The organism is Rhodococcus sp. ACS1, from assembly GCF_002300155.1.
GTDB lineage: Bacteria > Actinomycetota > Actinomycetes > Mycobacteriales > Mycobacteriaceae > Rhodococcus_F > Rhodococcus_F koreensis.
Genome location: NZ_NSDZ01000003.1, coordinates 273,714 through 295,686, shown reverse-complemented (window position 1 = coordinate 295,686; position 21,973 = coordinate 273,714). Strand labels below are relative to the sequence as shown.

Sequence of the window (21,973 nt, the reverse complement as noted above, 5' to 3'; positions counted from 1 at the left end):
TTCGAATCAGTTGTCCGATAATTCCGTTCCGGTAGCACCGATCGCGGCGCTCTGGGATCGCGGCGAGGTGATCGGCGCAGCGGTGCTGGCGGTCGCGGGGATCGCCTGGTTCGGCTGGGCGCAGCAGGACCCGCCCGCACCGTGGGTCCCGTACCTGGTCGCCGGGTCGGTGATCTCGGCGCTACTCCTGGTCGCGCTGGTGATGCTGCTGGTGCGCCGACTGACGACGACCGGCTCTCCGATGGCAGACCCACGAGTCCGCCGCCGCTACTGGCTCACCGTTGCGGTGGAGGTGGTTTTGATCGTGGTCGGAAACCTCCTCCTTGCCACGGTCGGGCATCAGGCGTACGACGCGGCGTGGACGCTGTTCGTCGTCGGTGTCCACTTCATTCCGCTGGGCAGGGTCTTTCACGCCCGGGGCCTTGCCCTGACCGGTGTCGTCGCGGCGCTCGTCGCGGTGGCCGCCGCGTGTCTCGGGCTTGCCGGCGCCGTCTCGCCGAGCGCGGCGGCCGGTGCCGGGGCCGGGGTCGTGTTCATCGGTTACGCCGGCTGGGTGCTCGGACGGGGACGCCGCCCCGCCCGGACGGGTGACGCCCGGTAGCCGACGCGCTCAGCAGTCGAACACCGACCAGCAGATGTCGTTCCGCAACCGCTGGTCGTCGAGGACGAGTTCGCGAATCGCCTCGGGGAGTTGGTCACGCTGCCAACGGCACTCACGTCGTCCCGCTGCGTCGCCCTCACCCGCGGGCGCGGCAGCACGTGCGGCTTTGATCGCATAGGCGGCGGCACCGAGTTCGTGCGCCGCGACGTGCGCGACCGCCCCGGCCTGCCCCGCAGCATAGGCGGCGTGCCGGGCGGCTCCACGCAGGTCTCTGGCCGCGCCCATGGCATGCCCGCCGGCGGCGCGGGCCTCCATCATCTTGACCTCCCCACGCACCCAGGCGCGGGCGTTCTCGATCGCGTCACGCGGTCGTGGGTCGTCGGGCCGAACCGACTCGAACAGGTTCAGCACGTGCTCCGCGCACGATGCCGCCCACAGGGCCAGAAGCTGGTGATCCGCGTCGGTGAGGGTGCCACCGCGGCGGATCGTCACGAAGCGCGGGTCTCGGACCTTCGGGAGGATCATGGCTAGATCTTCCAACACGTGCACCACCCAACCGACGTTCCCGGACACCGGCGCTTGACCCTGACACAGTGACAAGGACTCGAATGGTCGGCGAAGGAGGTGGTTGTCGTGAACACAACCAACCAGGGTGGGCCGAATGCTCACCTCGTCGACGCTCTGGCCGCGACCGACCCGTCGGCCCGGCTGCGGGCGGCGCTCGCTGCGGGCACGCACCCCGATCCCCGATTCGCGGACGCTCTCGTCGATCGGTGTGCCGTCGAACCGGACTTCTACGTCCGCGACATGCTGACCTGGGCTTTGTGCCGCCTGCCCGCCGAGGTCACGGTGCCGAGACTGGTCCACGAGCTCGGGTCCGGCTCCGCGCAGGCCCGCAGTCAGTCGCTGCACACCCTGTCCAAGATCGGGGATCGGCTCGCCTGGCCCGCGGTGTCCGCACTGCTGCACGACGAGCACGACGAGGTCGCGCGCAGCGCGTGGCGGGCGGCCGTGGTCCTCGTCCCACCCGGCGGCGAGGCTGCGCTCGCGGCCGAACTGATGATCGAACTCGGACGCGGCGACCATCAGATGCACCTCAGTCTGAGCCGTGCCTTCGTGGGACTCGGGGACGCTGCCCTACCGGTCCTCGACGCAGCCGGGACCAGTCCCGATCCGCACGTTCGCGCGCATGCCGATGCGACGAGGCAGCTCTGCCACGACCCCGACAGCGGATTCGCCCTCTCACTCGAGATGGCGACGCGCGTCGCGGTCGCCGGTCCGGACACGTAAGGGAGGAGATGGGGATGTTGATCGGCGAGGTCTCGCGGCGGTGCGGTGTCAGTACACGGATGTTGCGCCACTACGACAGGTTGGGACTGGTCGAGCCAACCGGCCGCACGTCGGGTGGCTACCGCGAGTACTCCGCCGATGACATCCGACGGCTCTTCCACGTCGAGAGCCTGAGGACGTTGGGGCTGTCGTTGAACGAGGCCAAGCGCGCACTGGACGAGCCCGATTTCGCACCGGCCGATCTGGTGGGAGACCTCATTCGGCACACCCGCCGGCGGATCGCCGCCGAGGAGGAACTGCTCGGCAGGCTCGAAAGCGTCGACGCTGCCTCCCCCGCGGAGTGGGACGACGTCCTGAACCTCGTCACCCTGTTGCGGGCGCTCGAATCGGAGTCCGCCGCCCGGCGTCAACAGGCGATCCTCTCTGCGAACGGGAAGGCGTCGCTGCCCGTCGAGGCGTTGGTCGAGGCTGCCCTCTCGGAGGACGACCTCAATGTGGCCGGCGCGCTGCAGTGGTCGTTGGCGAGGATCGCCGGTCGAGGACTCGCGGATCTCGCCAACGGCCTGGACGCGGCGGAGGTCGACGTCCGGCGTCGCGCCACCACCGCGATAGCGGCAATCCACACCGAGGAGGCCGCCGTACATCTGAGACGTGCCCTCGACGACTCGGACGCCACGGTCCGCGGGTACGCGGCCCTGGCGCTCGGCTCTCGCGGGAACAGCGAGTCGATACCCGTCCTCCTCCAGATGGTCGTCACGGGGCGGCTCGACGTCGAGGCCGCCGAGGTGCTGGGTCTGCTGACGACCCTCTCTCCGACGGCCGACGACATCGTCGGGGCCATGCAGGACACGCTCGACACCGTCGACGACGCGCCCACCCGGTTGCGGATCACGCAGGCCCTCGCCGAGATTCCCGGCACCGCGGCACGGACGGCACTCACCCGGCTGACCCACGACGGCGACCGGACGATCGCGTCCACCGCGGCAGCGATCATGCAGGCGCAGGATCGCGGATAATTCCTGACACACGATGTCAGGGTCTCAGTGCGAGCATGGTTCCACCATCGACAGACAAGGACCTCCATGCGCGAAACACCCGAAGAGCTCAGCGAACTCCAGCGACTTCTCGACGCCTCGCTGTCCCGCTCGACCGCACATCTACGTTCGATCATCGACACCGACAGAACACTGACCGCGGAGCAGCTCACCCAGGTCGTCACCGGCATGTGCACGCTTGCGTTGTCCACCGTCACAGCCACGGGCGAACCGCGGATCAGTGGAGTGGACGGGCACTTCCTGCGGGGGAAGTGGCACTTCGGCACGGCGCGCGACGCGGCCAAGGCCCGCCACCTCGCCGCCCGGCCCGCCGCCAGTGCCGCGCACATGCGCGGTGAAGACCTGGGCGTGTTCACGCACGGCACGGTGGAGATCCTCAACCCGCAGGACGGCGAGCCGGCCGCGGACTGGCCCGACCTGCTCGACTACTTCAAAGGCTTCTACGGCGAAGACTCCTTCGACTGGGACAACGACGTGGTCTACTACCGGCTGCATCCGCACTGGATGACCGTCTACGCCGCGGATTTCGCGAAGCTTGTCGCGCAGTCGGATTCACGACCCTCGATCGATCCCACCGACCGCTCGGTGTGATGACGATGCCTGCATGGGATCGCCGGAACCACAGCGCGACGGGTGGACCGCCGATCTCCGTGGCCGGCTGGACGAGCTACTCGACGGAAACCGGGCCGCGCTGCGCTTCTGTGTGGTTGGCCAATTCGATCAACGCGGCCCGGTAGATGTCTGTGATCGCCGCTGCGAGTTCGGGTTCACTCTCGGGGGAGGGGGATGCGAACTCGGCACTCCACACGACTTCGGCGCCCTCGGGATGGGGGTTGACGGTGAAGTTCGAGGAATAGAACGACAGGGGCAGGGGCCCGGAGACGTACTCGTAGGTGTAGCTTCGCTGCGGATCGTCGTGGTGGACGATCCGCTCCGTCGCTTCGCCTCCGTCGTTGGCGAAGGTCGCGTATCGCAGGTCACCGTGTTGGTGGGACTTTTCCAGCGCGGGGATCCAGTCCGCGACGTTCGCGGTGTCTCCGCCGATTTTCCACACGGCATCGGGTGTTGCCCGGATGACGTAGGTTTCAGTTACTCGCATGCGGCGCTCACTTTCTTCGTTGCGTCGTCGTGGGTGAGGAGCAGTTCGGTCAGTCGGCGGATCTTCTCCGGCCCTATACCGTTGTCCTGGAGCAGGTTGCGGGTCCCGCCGTACCGACGGTCGACGTTGCCGAGGAACCGTCCCATCGCATCCGCGGGCGCCGTCCATGCCTCCGGTGGGTAGAGGTCGGCGGCGGGGCCGTACGACGTCATCTGCCGCAGACGCCGCATGGATACGGCGACGTCGTCGGGGGCGGCCGCGTAGTCGGCGGCGATGTCCTCGCGGAGCACCCCGATGGCGTCGAGGAGCAGTGCCACCGCCACCCCGGTCCGGTCCTTGCCGACGGTGCAGTGCACCAAGACCGGGAGAACGGCGGGTTCGAGAAGCCGTGTGGTCAGGGAGACGACCCCGGCGGCATCCTCGGCCAGGTATTTGAGATAGCGGGTGACCAGCGGATCGTCGCCGTCCATCGGGGCAACCGCCGAGTCCTCGGCCACGCGGTCGCCGATGCTGAACGGGTGACGGAAGTGGCGAACCCTCAACTCGTCGAGCGGTCCTCGCCCTTCCACCGCGACCTCGTGGGGCAGCCGCAGATCGATGGTCGCCCGGATCCCGGTGTCTGCGATCAGTGCCCGCGCCGACTGCTCGTCCAGGAATTGCGGTGTCCCGCTGCGGAAGAGCACTCCAGACCGTACGTGCCCGCCGCCCCGAGTTCGCAGTCCGCCGACGTCGCGGAACCCGAGAAGCCCTGCGTAGGTCGCGGTCATGACTGTGTGGACAGGATGGTGACCACGCAGGCGTTGCCGTCCATTCCGGCCGCTCCCCCACCCATCGTCTCGACGAGCCCGACCCGGTGCCGGGCGACCTGCCGCGGTCCGGCCTGTCCGCGCAGTTGCCATGCGATTTCGGCGAGCTGCGCCATTCCGGTTGCGCCGAGGGGGTGCCCGCGCGAGAGCAGCCCTCCACTCGGGTTGACCGGTTGCGCACCGTCGCGGGTGGTGTGGCCGGAGGGGGCGAGTTCGGCACCCTTGCCGCGGGGTGCGATGCCGAGCGCCTCGAGGGTGATGATCTCACCGATGGTAAAGGCGTCGTGCACCTCGAGCACGTCGATCTCCTGCGGGGTGCGATCGGCCTGCGCGAAGGCCTTCTCGGCGGCGCGGGCGACGCTGGCAAATCCCCAGACGTCCTCGCTGCGCTGGTCCCACAGGGCACCGGAGACCATCGCGGAGGCCTCGATCCGCAGGTCGGTGCGGTTGCCGCGGTCGCCGCCGACGATGGCGGCGCCGGCCCCGTCGCTGGTCGGGCAGCACTGCAGGAACGTCAGCGGTTCGGCGATCATGCGGGAGTCGAGCACCTCCCGAATCGTGGGCACCGTGTCGCGTAGTTGGGCGCGGGGGTTGTCCATCCCGTTGGTCTTGTTCTTGACCGCGATGGCCGCGAGTTGTTCCGGGGTGACACCGAATTCGCCGACGTACCGCTGCGCCTGCAGGGCGTAGAGCCCCGGCAACGGCAGCGACGCAGCGCCTTCCGGGTCCGTCGCCTCCGGCACGATGGCACCGGAGAACAGGGTCGACATCTGGTCGACCCCGAGAACCAGCACGCACTCGAATCGCCCGTGCCGCACGGCCTCCACCGCTTCGTGATAGGCGGCGGTGCCACTGGCGCAGGCGTTCTCGACGGTCCACATCGGCACGGAAGGAATGCCGAGTCCGCGTTGGATGCGGGTGGCCACCCCGGGCGGGCCGAACACGGATCCGACGATGATGGCGTCGATCGCGTCGGGCCGGATACCGGCGTCCCGGACCGCTTCGGCGACTGCGGTCCAGGCGAGTGACTCGACTCGCTGGTCGGGGAATCGGCCGTAGAACGAGGTTCCGACGCCCCACAACATGGCCTGGTTCATCGCTGCACCTCCGAAATGGCGACGAGGTCGCCGTCGTCTGCTCCGGCGATCTCGAGCCGTGTACCGATCTCGAGTACCGCGGGTTCGCCGAGGTGAACGAGTACCCGGGGGCCGTCGTCGAGGTCGACGTACGCCAGCCCGAACGGTGGCCGGCGGGTGCCCACGGGGATCGCGACCACGGTGGATGACCAGGTCCTGCCTGTGCGGGCGAAGCGGGCCGGTTCGGTGGAGGCGTAGCACACCGGGCACCACGGCAGATGCTGTTGCGCGGTCGGGTACCGGCACACCGTGCACCGGGAGCCGAGCACGGCATCGCCGTCGAGGACCGGCCGCGAGTCGGCGACGGGCAGTCCCCCGACGGCGGAGCCGGCACGGCGCTTGGTCGGCCGCCCCACACCCAGCTCGCTCATCGGTGATCGCCTTCCAGGGTCAGCGAGAAGTCTTCGGCCTCGATGTGCAGGTAGGCACCCACGGACGTCTCGACGAGTTCACGGATGTACTTCATCTGCTTGCTGGTCGGGGCGAAGTCGCGGTTGCGTTGCGGGGTCGCGCGCATGACGTCGATGTCGTTCTCCGGGACGAGCAGTCGCAGGAGCAATTCGTCGTCGCTGATCGATTCGCCGAACTTCTTCCGCAGGTCGCCCAGGCTCGGCTGCGGAGGCTCCCAGTTCTCGTAGCTCTTCGCCTTGGGCGAACTCATGATGGTGTCGTACACGTTCGGATCCATCGGGGCGACGGGTTTGCCGTAGAAGCCTTGCGAATAGATCATCACCTCGTCCGGAACCACGGAATACCGGGATCCCGTCACCACGTTCAGCACCGCCTGCGTACCGACCAGCTGCGAGAACGGGGTGGCCATGACGGGGTAGCCGAGTTCTTCCCGCACCCGGGACATCTCGTCGAGGACCTCCTCGAAACGATCTTCCATGCCGCGGTCACGCAGCTGCGCTTTGAAGGTGCCCGCCATTCCGCCGGGAAGCTGGTGCCGGTACTGGAACAGGGAGTACTCGGCCGGCTGGCCGACCGGCAGGTCCTCGTACTCCGCGACGCGCAGGAGGTGCTGTTCGACTGCGGCGAAGCGGGATTCGTCGAGGTCGACGTCGAAGCCGGCGTAGCGCAGGTTCGCCACCGTGTTCTCCGTCGAGGGCAGCGACACTCCCGCCGCGAGCGGGCGGCTTGCCGTGTGCACACGATCAGCGCCGGCGAGGACAGCTTCCAGGTAGTTCAGCGGCGCGAGCGCGTTGTTGCTGTGAAAATGGACCTCCACCGGCAGGTTTCCGGCCGCACCTTTGATGGCCGCGATGAGCGAGCGGGTGCGCTCGGGGGTCAGCAGGCCGGCGGCATCCTCGAGTTCGATACCGTCCGCACCGGTCGCGACCAGCTCCCGTGTGCGGGCGGCGTAGTACTCGTCGGTGTGGTACGGCGTGTCGGCGTAGAGGATGCACGGCAGCGCCTGACCACCCTCGGCCTGCACGGTCTTGACGAGGCGGCCGATCTTGTCGATGTTGAACAGCCCGTCGTAGATCCAGAAGCTGCCGACGCCGTGAGCGCTGAGCCGCTGCACCCACAGGTCCATCACGCTGTCGGCAGTGAGGCCGAATGTGACGATCCCGTTGCTGCGGGTTCCTGCTCGGACCGTCGTCTCGGGCATCGACTTCGACAGCGAGATCAACTGCTCCCACGGATCTTCCTTGCAGTGCCGCACGAGCACCTCGAAGATCGAACTGCCGGCGAGATCGATGGTGTGAAAGCCGGTGCGGTCCAGCTCGGACGCCATGGGCAGGCCCATGTCCTTGCGCAGCCGCATGCCCCACCAGCTCTGGGGGCCGTCGCGCAGGGTCTGGTCGACGATGTCGATCTTGCGCTTGCTGCCGTCGGCGTTGCGCGGGGCACTGTCGAGGAAACTCATGAGATCTTCTCCAAGTAGTCGGGGAGGCCCCGAGAGGCAATCCAGTCGGTGGTGACGGTGCCGGCGCGAAAGTCCGCATGGTCCAGAGCCACCCGCGCGAAATCCGCGGTGGTGGGAACTCCGGTCACCCCCAGTCGGCCCAGGGCGGCGACCATCCGGTCCGCGGCGACGTCCCGGTCGGGGCCGTGTGCCACGATCTTGGCGAGCAGGGAGTCGTAGTAGGGGGTCACGACGTAACCAGGTTCGCAGTGGCTGTCGACGCGGATGCCCTCGCCCTCCGGCGGTTCCCAGGTGTGCACCGTCCCGGGGTTGGGGATGAAGCCGCGGGCCGGGTCTTCGGTGGTGATGCGGACTTCGATGGCGTGTCCGGTCAGGTCGATGTCGTCCTGGGTGAACCGGAGCGGTTCGCCGGCCGCCGAGCGCAGCTGCTCGGCGACGAGGTCCACGCCGGTGACCATCTCGGTCACCGGGTGTTCGACCTGGATTCGGGCGTTGAACTCGAGGAACGCGAACTCGTGGGAGTCTGCGTCGTAGATGAATTCGACGGTTCCCGCGCTGTCGAGCCCGAGCGCCTCGGCGAACAGAACCCCGCTGCGTCGGATGTCCTGACGAATCTTCTCGGGCAGATTCGGAGCGGGCGATTCCTCGACGACCTTCTGGTGACGCCGTTGCAGGGTGCAGTCGCGCTCACCGAGGTGGATGACGTTGCCGTGTTTGTCCCCGAGCACCTGGACTTCGATGTGGCGGGCGTTGCGGATGAATCGCTCGACGTACAGTCGTCCGTCGCCGAACGCCGACTGGGCCTCGGCCGCAGCCGACGACCAGCGGGCCCTCAGCTCGGACTCGTTCTCGACCACTGACATTCCCCGGCCGCCGCCACCGGCGGCGGCCTTGACCAGGACGGGATAGCCGAGCTCGGTGGCCGCGGCGACCGCGGCCTCGGTGGAGTCGACCACCGGCGATCCCGACAGCACCGGGATGCCGGCCGAGCGGGCGAGTTCACGGGCGCGGGCCTTGTCGCCGGCCTGCGCGACCGCTTCCGGCCGCGGTCCGACGAAAGTGAGTCCCTCGGCGACGCAGGCGGCGGCGAATTCCGGGTTCTCCGACAGGAACCCGTAGCCGGGATGGACGGCGTCGCACCCGGCGCCGAGGGCGGCGCTGAGCACCGCGGGGATCGCCAGGTAGCTCTGCGATGCCGGGGCGGGGCCGATGCACACGGCGCGGTCGGCCATCCGGGCGGCGAGCCCGTCGCGATCCACGATCGAGGTCACGGCTACCGTTTCGATGCCGAGGGCCCGGCAGGCCTTGATCACGCGGACCGCGATCTCCCCGCGGTTGGCGACCAGGACCCGCCGGAGCGGCGTGCGGCGCGGTGATTCGGTGGACAGGGTCGACGGGCTAGCCATCGGTCGGCCTGATCAGGAACAGCGGCTGGTCGAATTCGACCAGGTCCGCGTTGGTGGCGCAGATCTGCACGATCTCTCCGCCTTGTGGAGTGACCACCGGGTTCATCAACTTCATGACCTCGACGATGGCGATCTGCTGCCCTGCCTCGACGGCCTGCCCGACCTGGACGAACGGCGGCTCGCCGGGGCCGGGGGCCACCCAGAAGGCGCCGACGGTCTGGGCTCGCACCTCGATGCAGCCGGTGGTGTCGACGGCAGGCGGCGCCGCCGGGGTGGGCGCGGCCGCAGACGACGCTGCCACAGGGGTAGGAGCAGGGGCAGGAGCCGCCGGCGCGGATAGAGCCACAGCGGTCGGAGCCGGTGCCGGCGGGCCGTCCTTGCCGACGGTGACGCGAATACCGTCGAGTTCGAGGGTCATCGAAGCCCATCCCGACTCTTGGAAGGTACGGAGAATCTCCTGCACCTCGCGATGGGTCACACGATCCGCCGTGGTCATGACGTGCTCCTCTGGTGTGCGATGGCTGCAAGAAGCACCGGCAGCCGATGGGTGGTGACAACCGCTTCGACCCCGGCGTCGAGGGCTGCCCGGACTCCGTCCGGAGCGCAGAACACCGCTCCACAAACGGTTTTGGTTCCGGGTGGGATGTCGGGTATGTGCTCACCGATCTCTTCGGCTGCAAGGGAGTCGGCATCGAACACCGGCTCCGCCGCCACGTCGGGACCCACTCGCAAAGAGGTGGCACTGCTCGCCCACTCGGTGAGGCGGCGCAGATCCTCGTCCTCGCTCTCGTCGACCGCCGAGGTCGGCAGTTCGCCGGCGTAGACCCGGCCGGTGGTCGCATCGACCGTGACGGTGCGGCCGACCAGGCTTGCCACGGTGTCGGTGCCGCAGCCGACGACGCAGGGGGTGTCCAGGGCCCGGCTGACCACGGCGGCGTGTGAGGTTGCGCCGCCCTGCTCGGTGACGACGGCGGCGGCCGCGATCATGCCGTGAACGTCGTCCGGGCTGGTCGATTTGCGGACCAGGATGCTTCCCGGGTTCGCCTGTGCCGCTTCGGGAGTATCCACGACCACACCGGTGGCGACACCCGGGCTGGCGGCCACCCCGGTCACCAGTACCTCAGCGGTGCCGGCGGCGCCAGGTGCGATCTCCGGGCGCAGCAGCGTGCGGATCTGCTCGGCGGTGACCCGGGACAGGGCTTCCCCTGGTTCGAGAACACCCTCGTCGACGAGTTCGACGGCGATCCGCAGGGCGGCACGGGCGGTGCGCTTCGCCGGGCGGGACTGCAGCAGGAACAGCTCGCCACTCTGCACCGTGAACTCGACGTCCTGCGCGTCGCGTCCCTCCCGGTCGAGTTGCTCGGCGGCGTCGAGCAATTCGGCGTGCACGGCCGGCCAGCGCTCCTCCAGGTCGGTCAGGGGTTTCGGGGTGACCCGGCCGGACACGACGTCCTCGCCCTGCCCGCGCTGCAGATATTCGCCGTACGGTTCGCGGGAGCCGTCCACCGGGTTACGGGTGAACAGCACCCCGGTGCCGGAATCGTCGTCGAGGTTGCCGAACACCATCGCCTGCACGGTGACCGCGGTGCCGAGATCGTCCGGGATGCCGTAGTGCTTGCGGTAGGCGAGGGCACGCCGAGATCGACTCGATGCGAACACCGCGGCCACCGCGGCGCGTAGCTGCTCCCACGGGTCGGCCGGCACGGCATCACCGACGTCGGAGGAGATCGCCGCCCGGACCGACGCGGTATCGGGCAGGTCTTCGAGTTCCTCGGTGCAGCCGAGGACGAGTCGGCCGTAGAAGCCGGTGAAGCGGCGGTGCACCTCGGCGGCGAAGTCGCGGTCGCCGCTTTCGGCGGCCAGGGCGGCCTCGACGTCGTCGTTGCAGCCGAGGTCGAGGATGGTGTCCATCATGCCGGGCATGCTGATCGCGGCGCCGGAGCGCACCGACACCAGCAGCGGGCGTTCGGTGCCGCCGAACGTGCGGCCGAGTTGCTTCTCCAGCAAGCGGATTCCGGTGATCAGTTCGTCGGCCAGCCCCTCGGGCAGGCCGCCGTCGGCGAAGTAGGCCGCGCAGGCCGCGGTGGTGACGACGAACGCCGGTGGCACCCGCAGACCCAGTGACCGCATCCGCCACAGGCTCCATGCCTTCCCGCCGACCAGATCGCGACTCGGCTCGGCGGCGTTCTCGTCGGGGACGACCAGCCAGCGAAGACCTGTTGCGGTGCTCATTCGGGGCGCTCCCGTCCGGTGAGGCGGAGGATGTGTTCGTGCATCTGGAACCACACGGTGTGGACCGAGTCGACGCGGACGCCGCTGACGTAGTCGGTCTCGCCGCCCTCTGCGCGGATCAGCGCCGCGCCGATCCGGTCGAGGAATCGATCGACCAGCGGGTTCTGCTGGGCCAGGGGCTGAAGGACCTTCTGGGTCTTCTCGTGCACGCGGCCGAGCTTCTCGACGATCCTGGCGTCGTAGTCGGCGTCGGCGTGATCGTTGCTGACGCGGGCGCCGTCGACCTCGATGGTCTGCCAATCGGTGGTCAGGGTGAGGACCTGCTTGTTGACACCGGTCTCGAAGGAGTCCATCGCGTCGGTGACGGCCGGGTCCGCGCGCAGACCGGCGAAGGCGCGGGCGTACACGTCGTCGAGGAATTCGCGGCCGGCCGGGGTGATCATGTAGTTGCCGCGTGCGGCCATCACCGCCCCATCCGCGACGGCCTTCTCCAGCGCCGCCTCGACGTCGGCGATCGGGAGGGCGTTGATCTCGGCGAGCTGCTCGGCGGATCCGAGCTGACGCAGGGTCAGGGTGTGAATGGTGAGTTCGTTGGGGTCGAGCATGATGGGTCCTTTCGGTGTCGGGGTCACACCTGCGCGGCGACCATGCGGTCGCGCACTTCGCGGCGCAGGGATTTCCCGACCGGACTGGTGGGGATGTTCGGCCAGATTTCCAGGGAGCGAGGTCGTTTGAATCCGGCGAGTCGATCGGCGCAGAACTCGAGGATCTCGTCGGGCTCGGCGGTGGAGCGGGTGACGACGGCGGCGGCGACCCGTTCGCCCCACTTGTCGTCGGGCAGGCCGACGACGGCGGCCTCGACGACGGCAGGGTGGGTCAGCAGGGCGTCTTCGACCTCGCGGGGGTAGACGTTGAAGCCGCCCGAGATGATGACGTCGTGCCTGCGGTCGAGCAGGTGCAGGTACCCGTCGTCGTCCCAGCGTCCGATGTCGCCGGTGTGCAGCCAGCCGTCCGGTTCGATCGTCTCGGCGGTGGCGTCCGGGCGACGCCAGTACCGGCTCATCGTGTGCGGCCCCCGGGTCAGGACCTCCCCGACCTCGTCCGGTCCGAGGACGGTGCCGTCGGCGGCCCGGACCTGCACCTCGACGAAGGTGTAGGGCTTACCGGCGGAGGTCAGCCGTTCCGGTGTGTGCTCCCACGGCTGCAGGCAGGTGATCGCCAGCGGGGCCTCCGCCTGACCGTAGAGCTGCGCGAAAACCGGTCCGAGGATGTCGATTCCGCGTTGGAGCACGCTGGTCGCGATCGGGGCTCCGCCGTAGCACAAGCGCTCGAGGGCGAGATCCGCTGTTGCCGTGGCGGGATCCTCGAGCAGCATCGCGATCATCGTCGGCACCATGAACGTCGACGTGGCCCGATACTTCTGCGCGGCCTCGAGGAAGGCGCCGGGCGAGAACTTCGACACGATGACGTTCGGGGCGCCCTTGACCAGGTGCGGAAGGAAGAACGCGCCGCTGCCGTGGGTGATCGGGGCGGCGTGCAGCATCACCGAGTCCGGTCGGAGGTTGGGCAGCAGGTCGACCAGGAAATTCGCCACTTCGGCAAGCTCGCTGCGCGTGGTGAGGACCACCGCCTTGGGCTTGCCGGTCGTGCCGCCGGTGTAGGCCAACCGCAGCGGTTCGTCCTGGTCGCGCCAGACGTCACACGGGCCGTCGGGCGCGCCGGCGACGAGTCCGGGCAGCTCGTCGGCGGTGATCATCAACTCGACCCGGGCAGGGGGATCCCCTGCGTAGACCAGGGCTCGCGCCTGCGAATCCTCGATCTTGTAGGCGTGCTCGTGGGCCGTCTCGCGCACGTTGAGCGGGACCCGGACCAGCCCGGCCTTCGCGAGCGCGTAATAGACGACGACGCCGTCGATACCGTTCGGCATGAGCACCGCGACACGGTCACCGGCATCGAGGCCGCGGGCCAGCAGTGCGTGGCCGAGCCGGTCGGTGAGTTCGTCGAACTCGGCAAAGCTGACCACTCGGTCGCCGTCGATCAGCGCGGGCGCGGCACCGTACTGCCGCCCGGCGCGGCGGATCAGGTCACCGATCTGCATCGCCAGACCCCTTCGTCTCGTCCGTGGCGGGCAGGTCGGCCCGACGCAGCCCGGATCCGCGGCCCTCGATGTTCCGTGAGCCTCGCTGCGCGAGGCGGTACAACTCGTCCGCCTGCGGGGTCCCGTGGTTCCACTTCACCCATTCCTCGTCGAGGTAGCGGTTGCCGCCGTCGAGCACGGCGGGAGTGAATCCCTTTGCGCGCGTGTTGTAGTCGTCGATGTCGATGCGTCCGACGCTAGTGGCCCACAAGCCGGTCTTGCCGGGCAGGCTCGACGAGCCGGCGAACCGGTCACCGGCGGTCGGTGCGTAGTCGTCGTCGCTGAGCACCGAGTAGGGGATGCCGGTGAGCATGTTGCGGTTCAGGTCGGAGTAGCGGGCCATGGTGTACTCGTTGCTCGTCTGGTGGGGCAATCCCAGCAGGCCCACCATCTCGCCGAGGTTGTCGCGTCCGTATTCGTCGTTGAGCAGGGGCTTGAACCGCTGCACTCGTTCGTCGACCTGGAACCAGTCGTCCTGCCGGTAGGTTCCGGCGAGATGCGCGAAGTCCTTGCCGACCGAGGAGTAGACCAGGGCGCCGGCGTCGATCATCTGCTCGCGTGACCAGGTCGCGATCCGCTTCCACAGGTCGGTGGTCGCCTCGTTGAGGATCTCCCGGTACTGCTCCATGGTGTCGGCCAGTGTGTCGGCGTCGTCCATGCCGACCGGAATGTAGCCGTCGGTCAACGCATCCGAGGTGTACATCCCGACCGCTTCGATGTTGGCGGCGTTGTATCCGGGTTCGGCCTCGAAGGACGCCCAGTCGTCCATCAAGTGGAAGTTGGTGCCCTTGAAGACGATCGGGATCGTGAGGTTGTTGAACGGCAATTGGGTGGCGATGCCGTCGAGCCACGGGTAATCGCCTTCGGTGAGGTCGAAGAAGTCCCGCATGATCATCTGCCGGTTGTTGCCGAAGTCGTAGGGGCCGCTGTTGTGCAGACCGATGCGGCACTCGCAGTGCGCGAGGAACGCGTACTGCGACAGTTGGGCGACGAGTTTGGTTGCGGCGGTGTGCAGCCGGTCACCGGGCACCACACCGTGCAGATCGGACTCGAAGACCTGCAGGGTGCGTTCGGGCAGGAACTGGCTGCGGTCGCCGAATTCCTTGTTCGTCAGGTGTCCGTCGTTGCGGTGGTAGGCCAGATTGAACCGCCGGGAGAAGTCGAGCACGTCGACGACGTCGTCGACCGCGTCGGTGGGCCGCAGCAGGCCCCAGTTCATCAGCATCTCGCGGCCGATGAGGTAGAACGCGGGCATGCCCCACGCCGCGTTGACCGTGTCCACCTTCAGGCTGACCTCGCGGGCGCGGTCTCCGAGTTCCTCGGCGGGCGTCGCCGCGTCGATCTCGCGCAACAGGGTCGGCAACCGGTAGAAGCTGTTGAGATAGCTCACCAGCATATACGGGTTCATCGGGAACAGCTTCGACTCCTGCACCGTCCGCGTGATGCACAGCCAGTAGGTGGTGTCGGACAGACTCCGGAGGTAGTTGTTGGTCTCCAGCAGGGTCCGGTAGTTCAGATTCGCCATGGTCTCAGCTCTCGCTTTCGATCAGCCAGATCCGGGCATGCCCGGTGTCACCCGTCTCGTATGCATCCGCTGCCGGGGGCGCCGCGGTCACTTCGAGTTCGACCAGGTCGCCGTTCTTCAGGTCGTTGATCTTGCAATTCATCAGTGTGGGGACGTCGTACTCACGGGCGAGGATGCCCAGGTGCGAGCGCACGGTGCCGCCGAGGCAGATGACGCCGGCGAACCCTTCGATGATCGGTGCGGTCAAGGTGCCGCCCGAGTCGTCGATCACGGCGATCGTGCCGGGCGGGATGCCGTCGGTGAGGAATTCCATGACCTGCTCGACGGCGGAGATCAACGCGACCGGTCCGATGACCGTCTGGGACTTCTTGATCACGTTGTCGCCGATACCCACGTGACGGCGACCGTCCGAGTCCCGGTCTTCCGAGAACTCCCGCGCCTCTCGGTCGGTTCGCTTGTACTTGTGCGGCTCGGATTCGAGCGAGACCGTCGCGGAGTACTCGAACCGGTACCCGGAATCCAGGGCCTCCTGCTCGATCGCTCGCGCATCCTCCACCGAGAAGATCTCGAACTGGCGTTCGAACACGCTGTCTTTCCACCGCTCGCCGGTGGCGGAGAATCGTTGTGCCGCCAACGACCGCACAGCGGTGTTGAAGCGGCCCGGCAATGGGAGCATTTCGGTCGATCCCCATTTCGGGGGCGTAACCACGGAGTCGGACATGTCACCTCACGTTTCCTCGGGACGGACGCAGCCGCCTACGCGGCCGGAAACAGGTGGCTACCTGGTATTTTTTCTCCGGCTTCTTGGCGTTGTGACCTAAAACTAGTTACGCTCCGTGGTGTGACCCAGTCCACGTTGGGGGACACTTCCGGGACAACGCCGAGTGCAAAGTCCTCGTCCCGAAACCGCTCCCCGTTCCGAGCCAACCTGAGCAAGGCCGACTACGAGCGCGCCTTCGACATCCTCGAACAGTGCTCCGGTGCGGCCTGCCTTCCCGACTTCAAGGAACGGGCCGTCGAGGCGATCAGTGAGCATTTCGCCCTGAGACATGTCTCGTTCTTCGCCGGCGCGACCTTCCACACCGTGTTCGAGGACTCGGCACCCCTGACAGCGGGCAAAACCGCCAAGATGCTGCCCGAGTACCAAGACCGGTGGGCCCGCTACGACATCTTCGGCACGCCGGCGGCGATGCGGCAACTCGTCTCCAGCGGGGTGTCGTCATTGGACGAACTGCAGTCGATGGGCCAGTTGCCGGCGGCGGCGGACGCCTACGTCAGATACTTCCTCTCCTCCACGTGGCGCATGCAGACCGCTGCCGCATTGCGCCTGGAGTTGAGCGCGGGACACACGGCATTGCTGGGGATGTTCGACCCGGAACCCGGCAAGATCGGCGCCTCCGAGGCGGCCACGCTGCGCCTGCTGAGCCAGCAGATGTCCGCCATGGCTCGCGGACTGCCCGCGTCGAAGTCGCAGGCCGCCCTTGCACGGCTCTCCGTGCGGCAGCGGCAGGTCGTCCGGCTCGTCGCGGACGGATTGTCGAATGCGCAGATCGCCGAGATCCTCTCCCTTGCCGAGGACAGCGTGAAGAAGTACGTCACCCGAATCCTCACGACCACCGGTTGCCAGTCACGGATGGAACTGGCGCTGCTGGCGCGGGCGCAGCGGATATGAGAAAGGGGCCGCGGACTATTCGTCCGCGGCCCCGTCACGCTCCGGTCAGAGGAAGGACGTCTCCTTCGTCAGCCCGTAGCGGGGATGTTCACCGATCACCATCGATTCGAAGATGCCGTACCCGACGGCGTCGCCTTCGCGGCAACGGATTACGCAGTCCCGCAACTGGTGTACCTCTCTTGCGGTGTCGGCATCGGAAACGTCCGCGTACCGTTCACCGTCGAGGTGTTCGGGTCCCTGCCATTGCCCGTGCCGCTGGCCCTTGAACCCGAAGTACAGTCCCGTGCCGAGGTGGAACCCGGTGTCACTGACCGGTTCGATCTCGAGGGTGCGCGTCTCGCCCCACCCCGCATCGAAGGTCAGCGTCCCACCGAGGAGTCGCCTGTTGTCGGGGTCGTACTTGAGATCGTCTCTCAATCCTTGCAGCGGGCGCTGGGTTCCGTCGGGAAGATTCTCGAAGCCCGAGAAGTAGGTCACCGCACCGTCGACCCATTGCAGATAGTGGTGGATCTCGTAGCTGGACCCGTCGGGACGCTGCATCCACATCGGACTCCAGGTGAGAATGAAGTCGCCATCGAGCCGCTGAGGTTTGAAGACATCCGGTGCGGGCTCGCCGACGTCCATCCGCACTCCCCAGGAGTGGTCGCGGAAGCCGAACCACTCCTCGTCGCGGACCTCGATGCGCTCGCCGTCGAGCCAGATCTCACCGCTGACCGTCGATGCCTGGTGGTACCGGAGGAGGTCGGACTGCACCCGGAGGCCCTGCGACTCACGCTGGGCATCCTTCTGTTCGAGGAACGGCGGCAGCACTCCGGTGACGGTGAGGTCGAATCGCAGTGGGACCACGTCGTTCTCCTGCAGGACCCAGCGCACCTGACGGAGCGGCTCGATGACCTCGTAGTCCAGCGGTCCGACACCGATTCGCTCGCCGTCGAGGTCGAGTTGGCGACTGGCTCGAACCGTCAGCTGCTCCTTCCCCCGCGAGACGCCGGCGAACATGTCCATCACGTTCCGGTTGTGGTATTTTCCGAGGCCGATGTCGACCTGGATGGACCCGTCACGAGCGAAGAGCGAAGACCAGAGCTTCTCCGTCCAGGACGTGTCGGCATGGCTGATGGTCGCGAAGGTTTCGGGCGTCTGATGACACAACAGCTCGTCGGCGTGGATGAGTTTCTGCATCGATTGGCGCATGTGAGCGCCTCCTCTCGAGTGGTTCAGCGAATGGGTGAGAAGGATCCGGGCATATCGTGTGCCAACAACGCTCCACCGAATATGGCCGCAGCCCGGTCGTCGTCGTCGAACGGATCAGGATAGAGCGCAAGGGTCTTCGGCGACATCGCCCAGTCGACCTGATCCGTCACCCCGGCCTGGGCGGCAAAGGGGCGAAGCCCTGAGGTGTACATGGTGGTGGCGGCCATGATTCGGTCGCTCCGGTCCATGGTGGCGAATTTCTGATACAGGCCCATGTGGCATCGGCTGAGATCCGCCGCAACACCCGGCCAGTCTTCCGGCGCGATCAGCTCACGGGTGCCGTCGGCGCGATACCCGTACACGGCAGCTTCGTCGACGACGGCGAGAAGTTGATCCGGTTCGGTAAACGTCGTTCCCCAGTCGTTGATTTCGAACTCGGTGAACTTCGAGCGGTCGAACGTCAGGACCATCGTCAATCCGGTGTAGGGCGGGTCCAGATCGCCCGCCCACGGATACGCCCATGCACTGGGGCCGAGGGAGAGATAGTCCCGCACGATCGTCTGCCGGTTTCCCGTCGGCCGCGGATACGGACCGGAGTCACAGATGCCGACCCGTGAATCACAGAAATACAGGAACGAGTATCCCGAGACCGTGGCGTTCAGCCGCTTCAGGCTCTTCGCGGTGGTCGTATCCAACGCCGTTGCCGCGCCGACCAGCTCGTCGACAACGGCCGTCGACAGGTACCGGTTGGTGAATCCGGCGTCCTTGTAGTCGAGTGTGCCGTCACCACGATGCGCCAGGGTGAGCCGGCGCCAGAAGTCCACGACGGTGCGAATGTCCTCCCGGTGGTCACCGGGCTCGATGGTGCCCATCTGGATCAGGCACTCTCGACCGCAGAGAAAGTGGTAGCCGATCATCCAGATCCACAGCGGGCTGACCTTGTTCGGCCCCTCACGCAACCGGCGACCCAACTCTTCCGCCGGCACAGCCGCGTCGATCACGCGAATCCGATCCACGTAGCTGTGGAAATCCTCGATGACCGACAGCGACATATAGGGCAGCATGGGAAACAGTTCGGACGTAAACCCGGAGCGGCGGGTCAATTCAGGTTTGAATGCCCGGCCCATGTGCTGGACGAGATCGTCGAGGCGGTCGTCGGTGAGTTCCTCGGAGATGAGTGCCTCGAGCGCAGCGCCCGAGACGCCGACCGTGAAGTCCTTGACTGCGATCTCGTCTCCCACACGCCGGATGTATTCCCACCACGCGGCGCTCACATCCGCGGACGGGTCCGATGCGGTGTCAGCTTCCGGGGAAGCAACGACCCCCGTCTGCTCCTCGATACGAAGTGTGATTTCGGTGCCGTCGGGGATGTCCTCGGACAGTTCGGTACCGACCAGACACGGGACCTCGAACTCTCGTGACACGATCGCCAGGTGTGAGCGGAGTGTTCCATCCAGACAGACGATTCCCCCGAGCCGGCCCAGGATCGGTGAGAGGAATGTCGTGCCGCCCGACGCGACGAGAGCGATCGTGGACTCGAGGTCGCTGTCGAGGGAGGCGATCACGTCGTCCGGCGACCGGAAATGTCGCACTGTACCGGTGACCGGCGCAAAGGCGTACGACGGATTTCCCTTTCCGAGAATTGACATCGTCTAACCTCCCAGGGGCCGGAAGCAACCGTCGCGGTCCTGCGGAACGAAGACGCCGCCGATCAACTGCAGCGCGAGGTCGGGATCGCTGAACTTCTGGAAGGATTCGGCAATCCGCGGCGTTATGGCCCAATCGATCTCGTCGTAGCAGCCGGCGAGTCGTGCCCACGCCTTGAGCTTCCACGCGTACATCTCGGTGGCGTACAGGTTGCGTTCCTCGGCATCGGTTTCGGCCAACCGCTGGTACAGCGCTCGGTGCGCCTTGCGGATCGCTTTGGTGGCCTCCTCGACCTCGTCGGCACCGAGTGGGCGGAGGGTGCCGTCGTCGGTGCAGAACACTCGGGTTTCGATGATGTCGGCCTGATAGTCGCTGGGTGTGAACCAGGCAGTGCCCCAGACGTTGTTGTCCATCTTCACCGTGGCAGGCAGTCGGTAGGCGATGACGAAATGATGGTAGGGCAGCGTTTCGCGGATGCCGTCGACCCAGGGGAAGTCTCCGTCACCGTCCGTGCAGGTCTCGCGCAGCGCAAGGAACGTGCCGTCCTCGAGTTGATAGGGCCCGGTGTCGCACACCGCGGTGCGTGCGTCGCAGTTCTCCAGGAATGCGTACGCGGTCAGCCGCGCACCGAATTTGCGAATCCCCGCCTTGACCTCGTCGTCGGCGGGGACCAGATGGGACCGGATCTCCGCCAGCACGTCGTCGTCGATGACATGAGAACTGTTCTCCGGCTCCGCGTCCATGTTGAACAGGACGTTGTCGGTGCGCATCGCGATGGTCGCCTCGCGCCAGAATCGGAGAACCTCGAGCTGATCCTCCAGACCGTCCGACAGGGTGTTCTCTCCGAGGTCGACGAACAGCTCACGACCGGTGAGATAGTGCAGCGGGGTGGCCGCGAGGTTGATGAAGCTGCGCTTGTTGCCGATGGGCAGAGCCTTGCGCACCAGTTCGGTGGGGGTGGCGTGCTGCCGGATGGTGCGGATGCGCTCCGGCACCCTGAGGTAGTCCTCCATCATCGACATCAGGATGTAGGTGTTCATGCCGAACAGTTCCGACTCGAACACGGTCCGCGCGGACAGTTCGGACTTGTAGGCCGCACCCGCGGCGTGCACGAGCCAGTTCCACTCCTCGAGTGTGGGCTCGTAGGCCGGGTCTGTGTACAGAGCCTCCACGTTCACGGGAGTGGTCAGTTGCGCGGTCACGCCGTCACCGCCCCTGCAGCGACGGCCACGCGGGCGGTCTCGGTATCGGACAGGTCCAGCACCACAGTGTCGCCGTCTGCGATGGTTCCGGTCAGTTCGGCGGCGAGCACGCAGGGCACGTCGGACTCTCGCGACAGGATCGCGAGGTGCGATTCCCGGCTACCGGCTGTACAGACGATCGCGCGCAGATCGGGCAGGATCGGCGACAGGAAGGTCATCCCACCCTTGCTGACGAACGCGATCGTGTCCTCGAGATCGTCGTCGTCGATCGACAGCACGTCGGCCGTGTCGTTGAACCACCTCGCGGTACCGCGAACCTCCCCTGCGGTGAATAGGTTGACACCGGTCCCGACCTCGTTCAGGTCTCCGCTCATCACATACTCCGTTCGGCCCATTCGTGGGCGTGGGATTGTCTTGAACACGCACTTTCGTCGGTGTCAGGAAGGCTACGAGTGGCTGTGTCGTGCGCCACAGTCCACTTTGGGGGACAGTCTCGATACCGGTCACAGCGGCGGTACGCCCACCGAATTCCTCGCAGCTGTGGCCGATGGTCGAAAATGGATCCATGGCAGGGGAAGCAACGGAAATCGTTCTGACTATTCAGGATCTTCGTGAGGTCACCGCGTTCGCCGCGGGGTGCGCGGAGGGGGTACTCGAGATATTCGAGGACGATCAGCCGGACGACGCACGCCCTCGCGACGCGATCACTACCGCGTGGGATTTCGCTCGGGGTGGTGAGCGCGGGAAACCTCTGCGCGACGCGGCGTGGGCGGCGCTCGCGGCTGCCAAGGGCACGGACACCGAGGCGGCGCGCGAGGCGGCGTGGGCTGCGATGGCTGCGGCGGGTGCCGCCTACCTGCATCCCTTGGCGAAGGCCACCCAGGTCAAGCACATTCTCGGAGCGGCCGCGTACGCGGCGAGAGCGACCGAACTCGTCGCCGGGGACGATCGGACCCTCGGGGCCGAACACGTCGGGCTGGCGGTCCAGCGTGCGGCACCAGTCGTCGTCGACGTACTCGGACGCTTTCCGGCGGCACCGGGTGGCGGCGGACGGGTCGGCGAGTTGATCCGCATGCTGGACGCCGCCCTTCGCCAGTGACAGAC

At 67.2% G+C, this 21,973-nt stretch carries 23 protein-coding genes; 6 read left to right on the top strand and 17 right to left on the bottom strand.

From position 1 onward, the window contains the following. The first annotated feature begins 10 nt into the window (after positions 1 to 10). Entirely contained in the window at positions 11 to 601 is a 591-nt protein-coding gene (locus tag CJ179_RS11880; protein ID WP_218834807.1) for a hypothetical protein, read from the top strand. A 9-nt stretch (positions 602 to 610) separates the two neighbouring features. Here the strand turns inward: CJ179_RS11880 and CJ179_RS11875 are convergent, their stop codons facing one another. Next, a complete protein-coding gene (locus CJ179_RS11875) occupies positions 611 to 1,126 on the bottom strand; it encodes a putative immunity protein (protein ID WP_072946729.1) in 516 nt (171 codons plus the stop codon). Between the two features lie 99 nt (positions 1,127 to 1,225). Here CJ179_RS11875 and CJ179_RS11870 point away from each other — a divergent pair, with 99 nt between their 5' ends. From CJ179_RS11870 to CJ179_RS11860, 3 genes are all read left to right on the top strand, one after another. Then, a complete protein-coding gene (locus tag CJ179_RS11870) occupies positions 1,226 to 1,891 on the top strand; it encodes a HEAT repeat domain-containing protein (RefSeq protein WP_095861615.1) in 666 nt (221 codons plus the stop codon). A 14-nt stretch (positions 1,892 to 1,905) separates the two neighbouring features. Continuing rightward, complete coding sequence (locus tag CJ179_RS11865) at positions 1,906 to 2,907, top strand: MerR family transcriptional regulator (RefSeq protein ID WP_095861614.1); 1,002 nt, start codon at positions 1,906 to 1,908, stop codon at positions 2,905 to 2,907. A gap of 66 nt (positions 2,908 to 2,973) precedes the next feature. Further along, positions 2,974 to 3,537 carry a pyridoxamine 5'-phosphate oxidase family protein gene (locus tag CJ179_RS11860; RefSeq protein WP_095861613.1) on the top strand — a complete coding sequence of 188 codons (564 nt, stop codon included), beginning with the start codon at positions 2,974 to 2,976 and terminating at the stop codon, positions 3,535 to 3,537. A 76-nt stretch (positions 3,538 to 3,613) separates the two neighbouring features. Here the strand turns inward: CJ179_RS11860 and CJ179_RS11855 are convergent, their stop codons facing one another. Genes CJ179_RS11855 through CJ179_RS11800 form a run of 12 tightly spaced genes read right to left on the bottom strand, consistent with a single transcriptional unit; the run spans position 3,614 to position 15,833 of the window. After that, a complete protein-coding gene (locus tag CJ179_RS11855) occupies positions 3,614 to 4,045 on the bottom strand; it encodes an SRPBCC family protein (RefSeq protein WP_095861612.1) in 432 nt (143 codons plus the stop codon). Next, positions 4,036 to 4,812, bottom strand: a complete 777-nt coding sequence (locus tag CJ179_RS11850) for a tyrosine-protein phosphatase (RefSeq protein WP_095861611.1) — start codon at positions 4,810 to 4,812, stop codon at positions 4,036 to 4,038. Before CJ179_RS11850 ends, CJ179_RS11855 begins: the two co-directional genes overlap by 10 nt. Further along, the gene (locus CJ179_RS11845; RefSeq protein ID WP_095861610.1) at positions 4,809 to 5,948 is read right to left on the bottom strand and encodes a thiolase family protein; all 1,140 of its coding nucleotides are present in this window, start codon (positions 5,946 to 5,948) and stop codon (positions 4,809 to 4,811) included. The genes CJ179_RS11850 and CJ179_RS11845 overlap by 4 nt, the downstream gene beginning before the upstream one ends. After that, the gene (locus CJ179_RS11840; protein ID WP_095861609.1) at positions 5,945 to 6,358 is read right to left on the bottom strand and encodes a Zn-ribbon domain-containing OB-fold protein; all 414 of its coding nucleotides are present in this window, start codon (positions 6,356 to 6,358) and stop codon (positions 5,945 to 5,947) included. Before CJ179_RS11840 ends, CJ179_RS11845 begins: the two co-directional genes overlap by 4 nt. Beyond that, entirely contained in the window at positions 6,355 to 7,857 is a 1,503-nt protein-coding gene (locus CJ179_RS11835) for a carboxyltransferase (RefSeq protein ID WP_072946722.1), read from the bottom strand. The genes CJ179_RS11840 and CJ179_RS11835 overlap by 4 nt, the downstream gene beginning before the upstream one ends. Then, entirely contained in the window at positions 7,854 to 9,263 is a 1,410-nt protein-coding gene (locus CJ179_RS11830; RefSeq protein WP_095861608.1) for an acetyl/propionyl/methylcrotonyl-CoA carboxylase subunit alpha, read from the bottom strand. Before CJ179_RS11830 ends, CJ179_RS11835 begins: the two co-directional genes overlap by 4 nt. Continuing rightward, positions 9,256 to 9,759 carry a biotin/lipoyl-containing protein gene (locus CJ179_RS11825; protein WP_095861607.1) on the bottom strand — a complete coding sequence of 168 codons (504 nt, stop codon included), beginning with the start codon at positions 9,757 to 9,759 and terminating at the stop codon, positions 9,256 to 9,258. The genes CJ179_RS11830 and CJ179_RS11825 overlap by 8 nt, the downstream gene beginning before the upstream one ends. After that, positions 9,756 to 11,495, bottom strand: a complete 1,740-nt coding sequence (locus tag CJ179_RS11820; RefSeq protein ID WP_095861606.1) for a pyruvate, phosphate dikinase — start codon at positions 11,493 to 11,495, stop codon at positions 9,756 to 9,758. The genes CJ179_RS11825 and CJ179_RS11820 overlap by 4 nt, the downstream gene beginning before the upstream one ends. Then, complete coding sequence (locus CJ179_RS11815; RefSeq protein ID WP_095861605.1) at positions 11,492 to 12,100, bottom strand: hypothetical protein; 609 nt, start codon at positions 12,098 to 12,100, stop codon at positions 11,492 to 11,494. Before CJ179_RS11815 ends, CJ179_RS11820 begins: the two co-directional genes overlap by 4 nt. Before the next feature lie 23 nt (positions 12,101 to 12,123). After that, the gene (locus CJ179_RS11810; RefSeq protein WP_095861604.1) at positions 12,124 to 13,593 is read right to left on the bottom strand and encodes an AMP-binding protein; all 1,470 of its coding nucleotides are present in this window, start codon (positions 13,591 to 13,593) and stop codon (positions 12,124 to 12,126) included. Beyond that, complete coding sequence (locus CJ179_RS11805) at positions 13,580 to 15,157, bottom strand: hypothetical protein (protein ID WP_095861603.1); 1,578 nt, start codon at positions 15,155 to 15,157, stop codon at positions 13,580 to 13,582. Before CJ179_RS11805 ends, CJ179_RS11810 begins: the two co-directional genes overlap by 14 nt. A gap of 4 nt (positions 15,158 to 15,161) precedes the next feature. Beyond that, complete coding sequence (locus CJ179_RS11800; RefSeq protein WP_095861703.1) at positions 15,162 to 15,833, bottom strand: PEP-utilizing enzyme; 672 nt, start codon at positions 15,831 to 15,833, stop codon at positions 15,162 to 15,164. A 165-nt stretch (positions 15,834 to 15,998) separates the two neighbouring features. Here CJ179_RS11800 and CJ179_RS11795 point away from each other — a divergent pair, with 165 nt between their 5' ends. After that, on the top strand, positions 15,999 to 16,829 hold the full coding sequence (locus CJ179_RS11795) for a helix-turn-helix transcriptional regulator (RefSeq protein ID WP_095861602.1): 831 nt from the start codon (positions 15,999 to 16,001) through the stop codon (positions 16,827 to 16,829). A gap of 45 nt (positions 16,830 to 16,874) precedes the next feature. Here the strand turns inward: CJ179_RS11795 and CJ179_RS11790 are convergent, their stop codons facing one another. From CJ179_RS11790 to CJ179_RS11775, 4 genes are read right to left on the bottom strand one after another with little or no spacing between them, the layout of a single operon-like run. Continuing rightward, complete coding sequence (locus CJ179_RS11790) at positions 16,875 to 18,020, bottom strand: hypothetical protein (RefSeq protein ID WP_257015453.1); 1,146 nt, start codon at positions 18,018 to 18,020, stop codon at positions 16,875 to 16,877. Between the two features lie 23 nt (positions 18,021 to 18,043). Continuing rightward, entirely contained in the window at positions 18,044 to 19,669 is a 1,626-nt protein-coding gene (locus CJ179_RS11785) for a PEP-utilizing enzyme (protein WP_095861601.1), read from the bottom strand. Between the two features lie 3 nt (positions 19,670 to 19,672). Beyond that, positions 19,673 to 20,869 carry a hypothetical protein gene (locus CJ179_RS11780; protein ID WP_257015452.1) on the bottom strand — a complete coding sequence of 399 codons (1,197 nt, stop codon included), beginning with the start codon at positions 20,867 to 20,869 and terminating at the stop codon, positions 19,673 to 19,675. Continuing rightward, entirely contained in the window at positions 20,866 to 21,243 is a 378-nt protein-coding gene (locus CJ179_RS11775; RefSeq protein WP_072946779.1) for a PEP-utilizing enzyme, read from the bottom strand. The genes CJ179_RS11780 and CJ179_RS11775 overlap by 4 nt, the downstream gene beginning before the upstream one ends. A gap of 191 nt (positions 21,244 to 21,434) precedes the next feature. Between CJ179_RS11775 and CJ179_RS11770 the strand changes: the two genes are divergently transcribed. Then, positions 21,435 to 21,968 carry a putative immunity protein gene (locus CJ179_RS11770; RefSeq protein ID WP_095861600.1) on the top strand — a complete coding sequence of 178 codons (534 nt, stop codon included), beginning with the start codon at positions 21,435 to 21,437 and terminating at the stop codon, positions 21,966 to 21,968. The last annotated feature ends 5 nt before the right edge of the window (positions 21,969 to 21,973 follow it).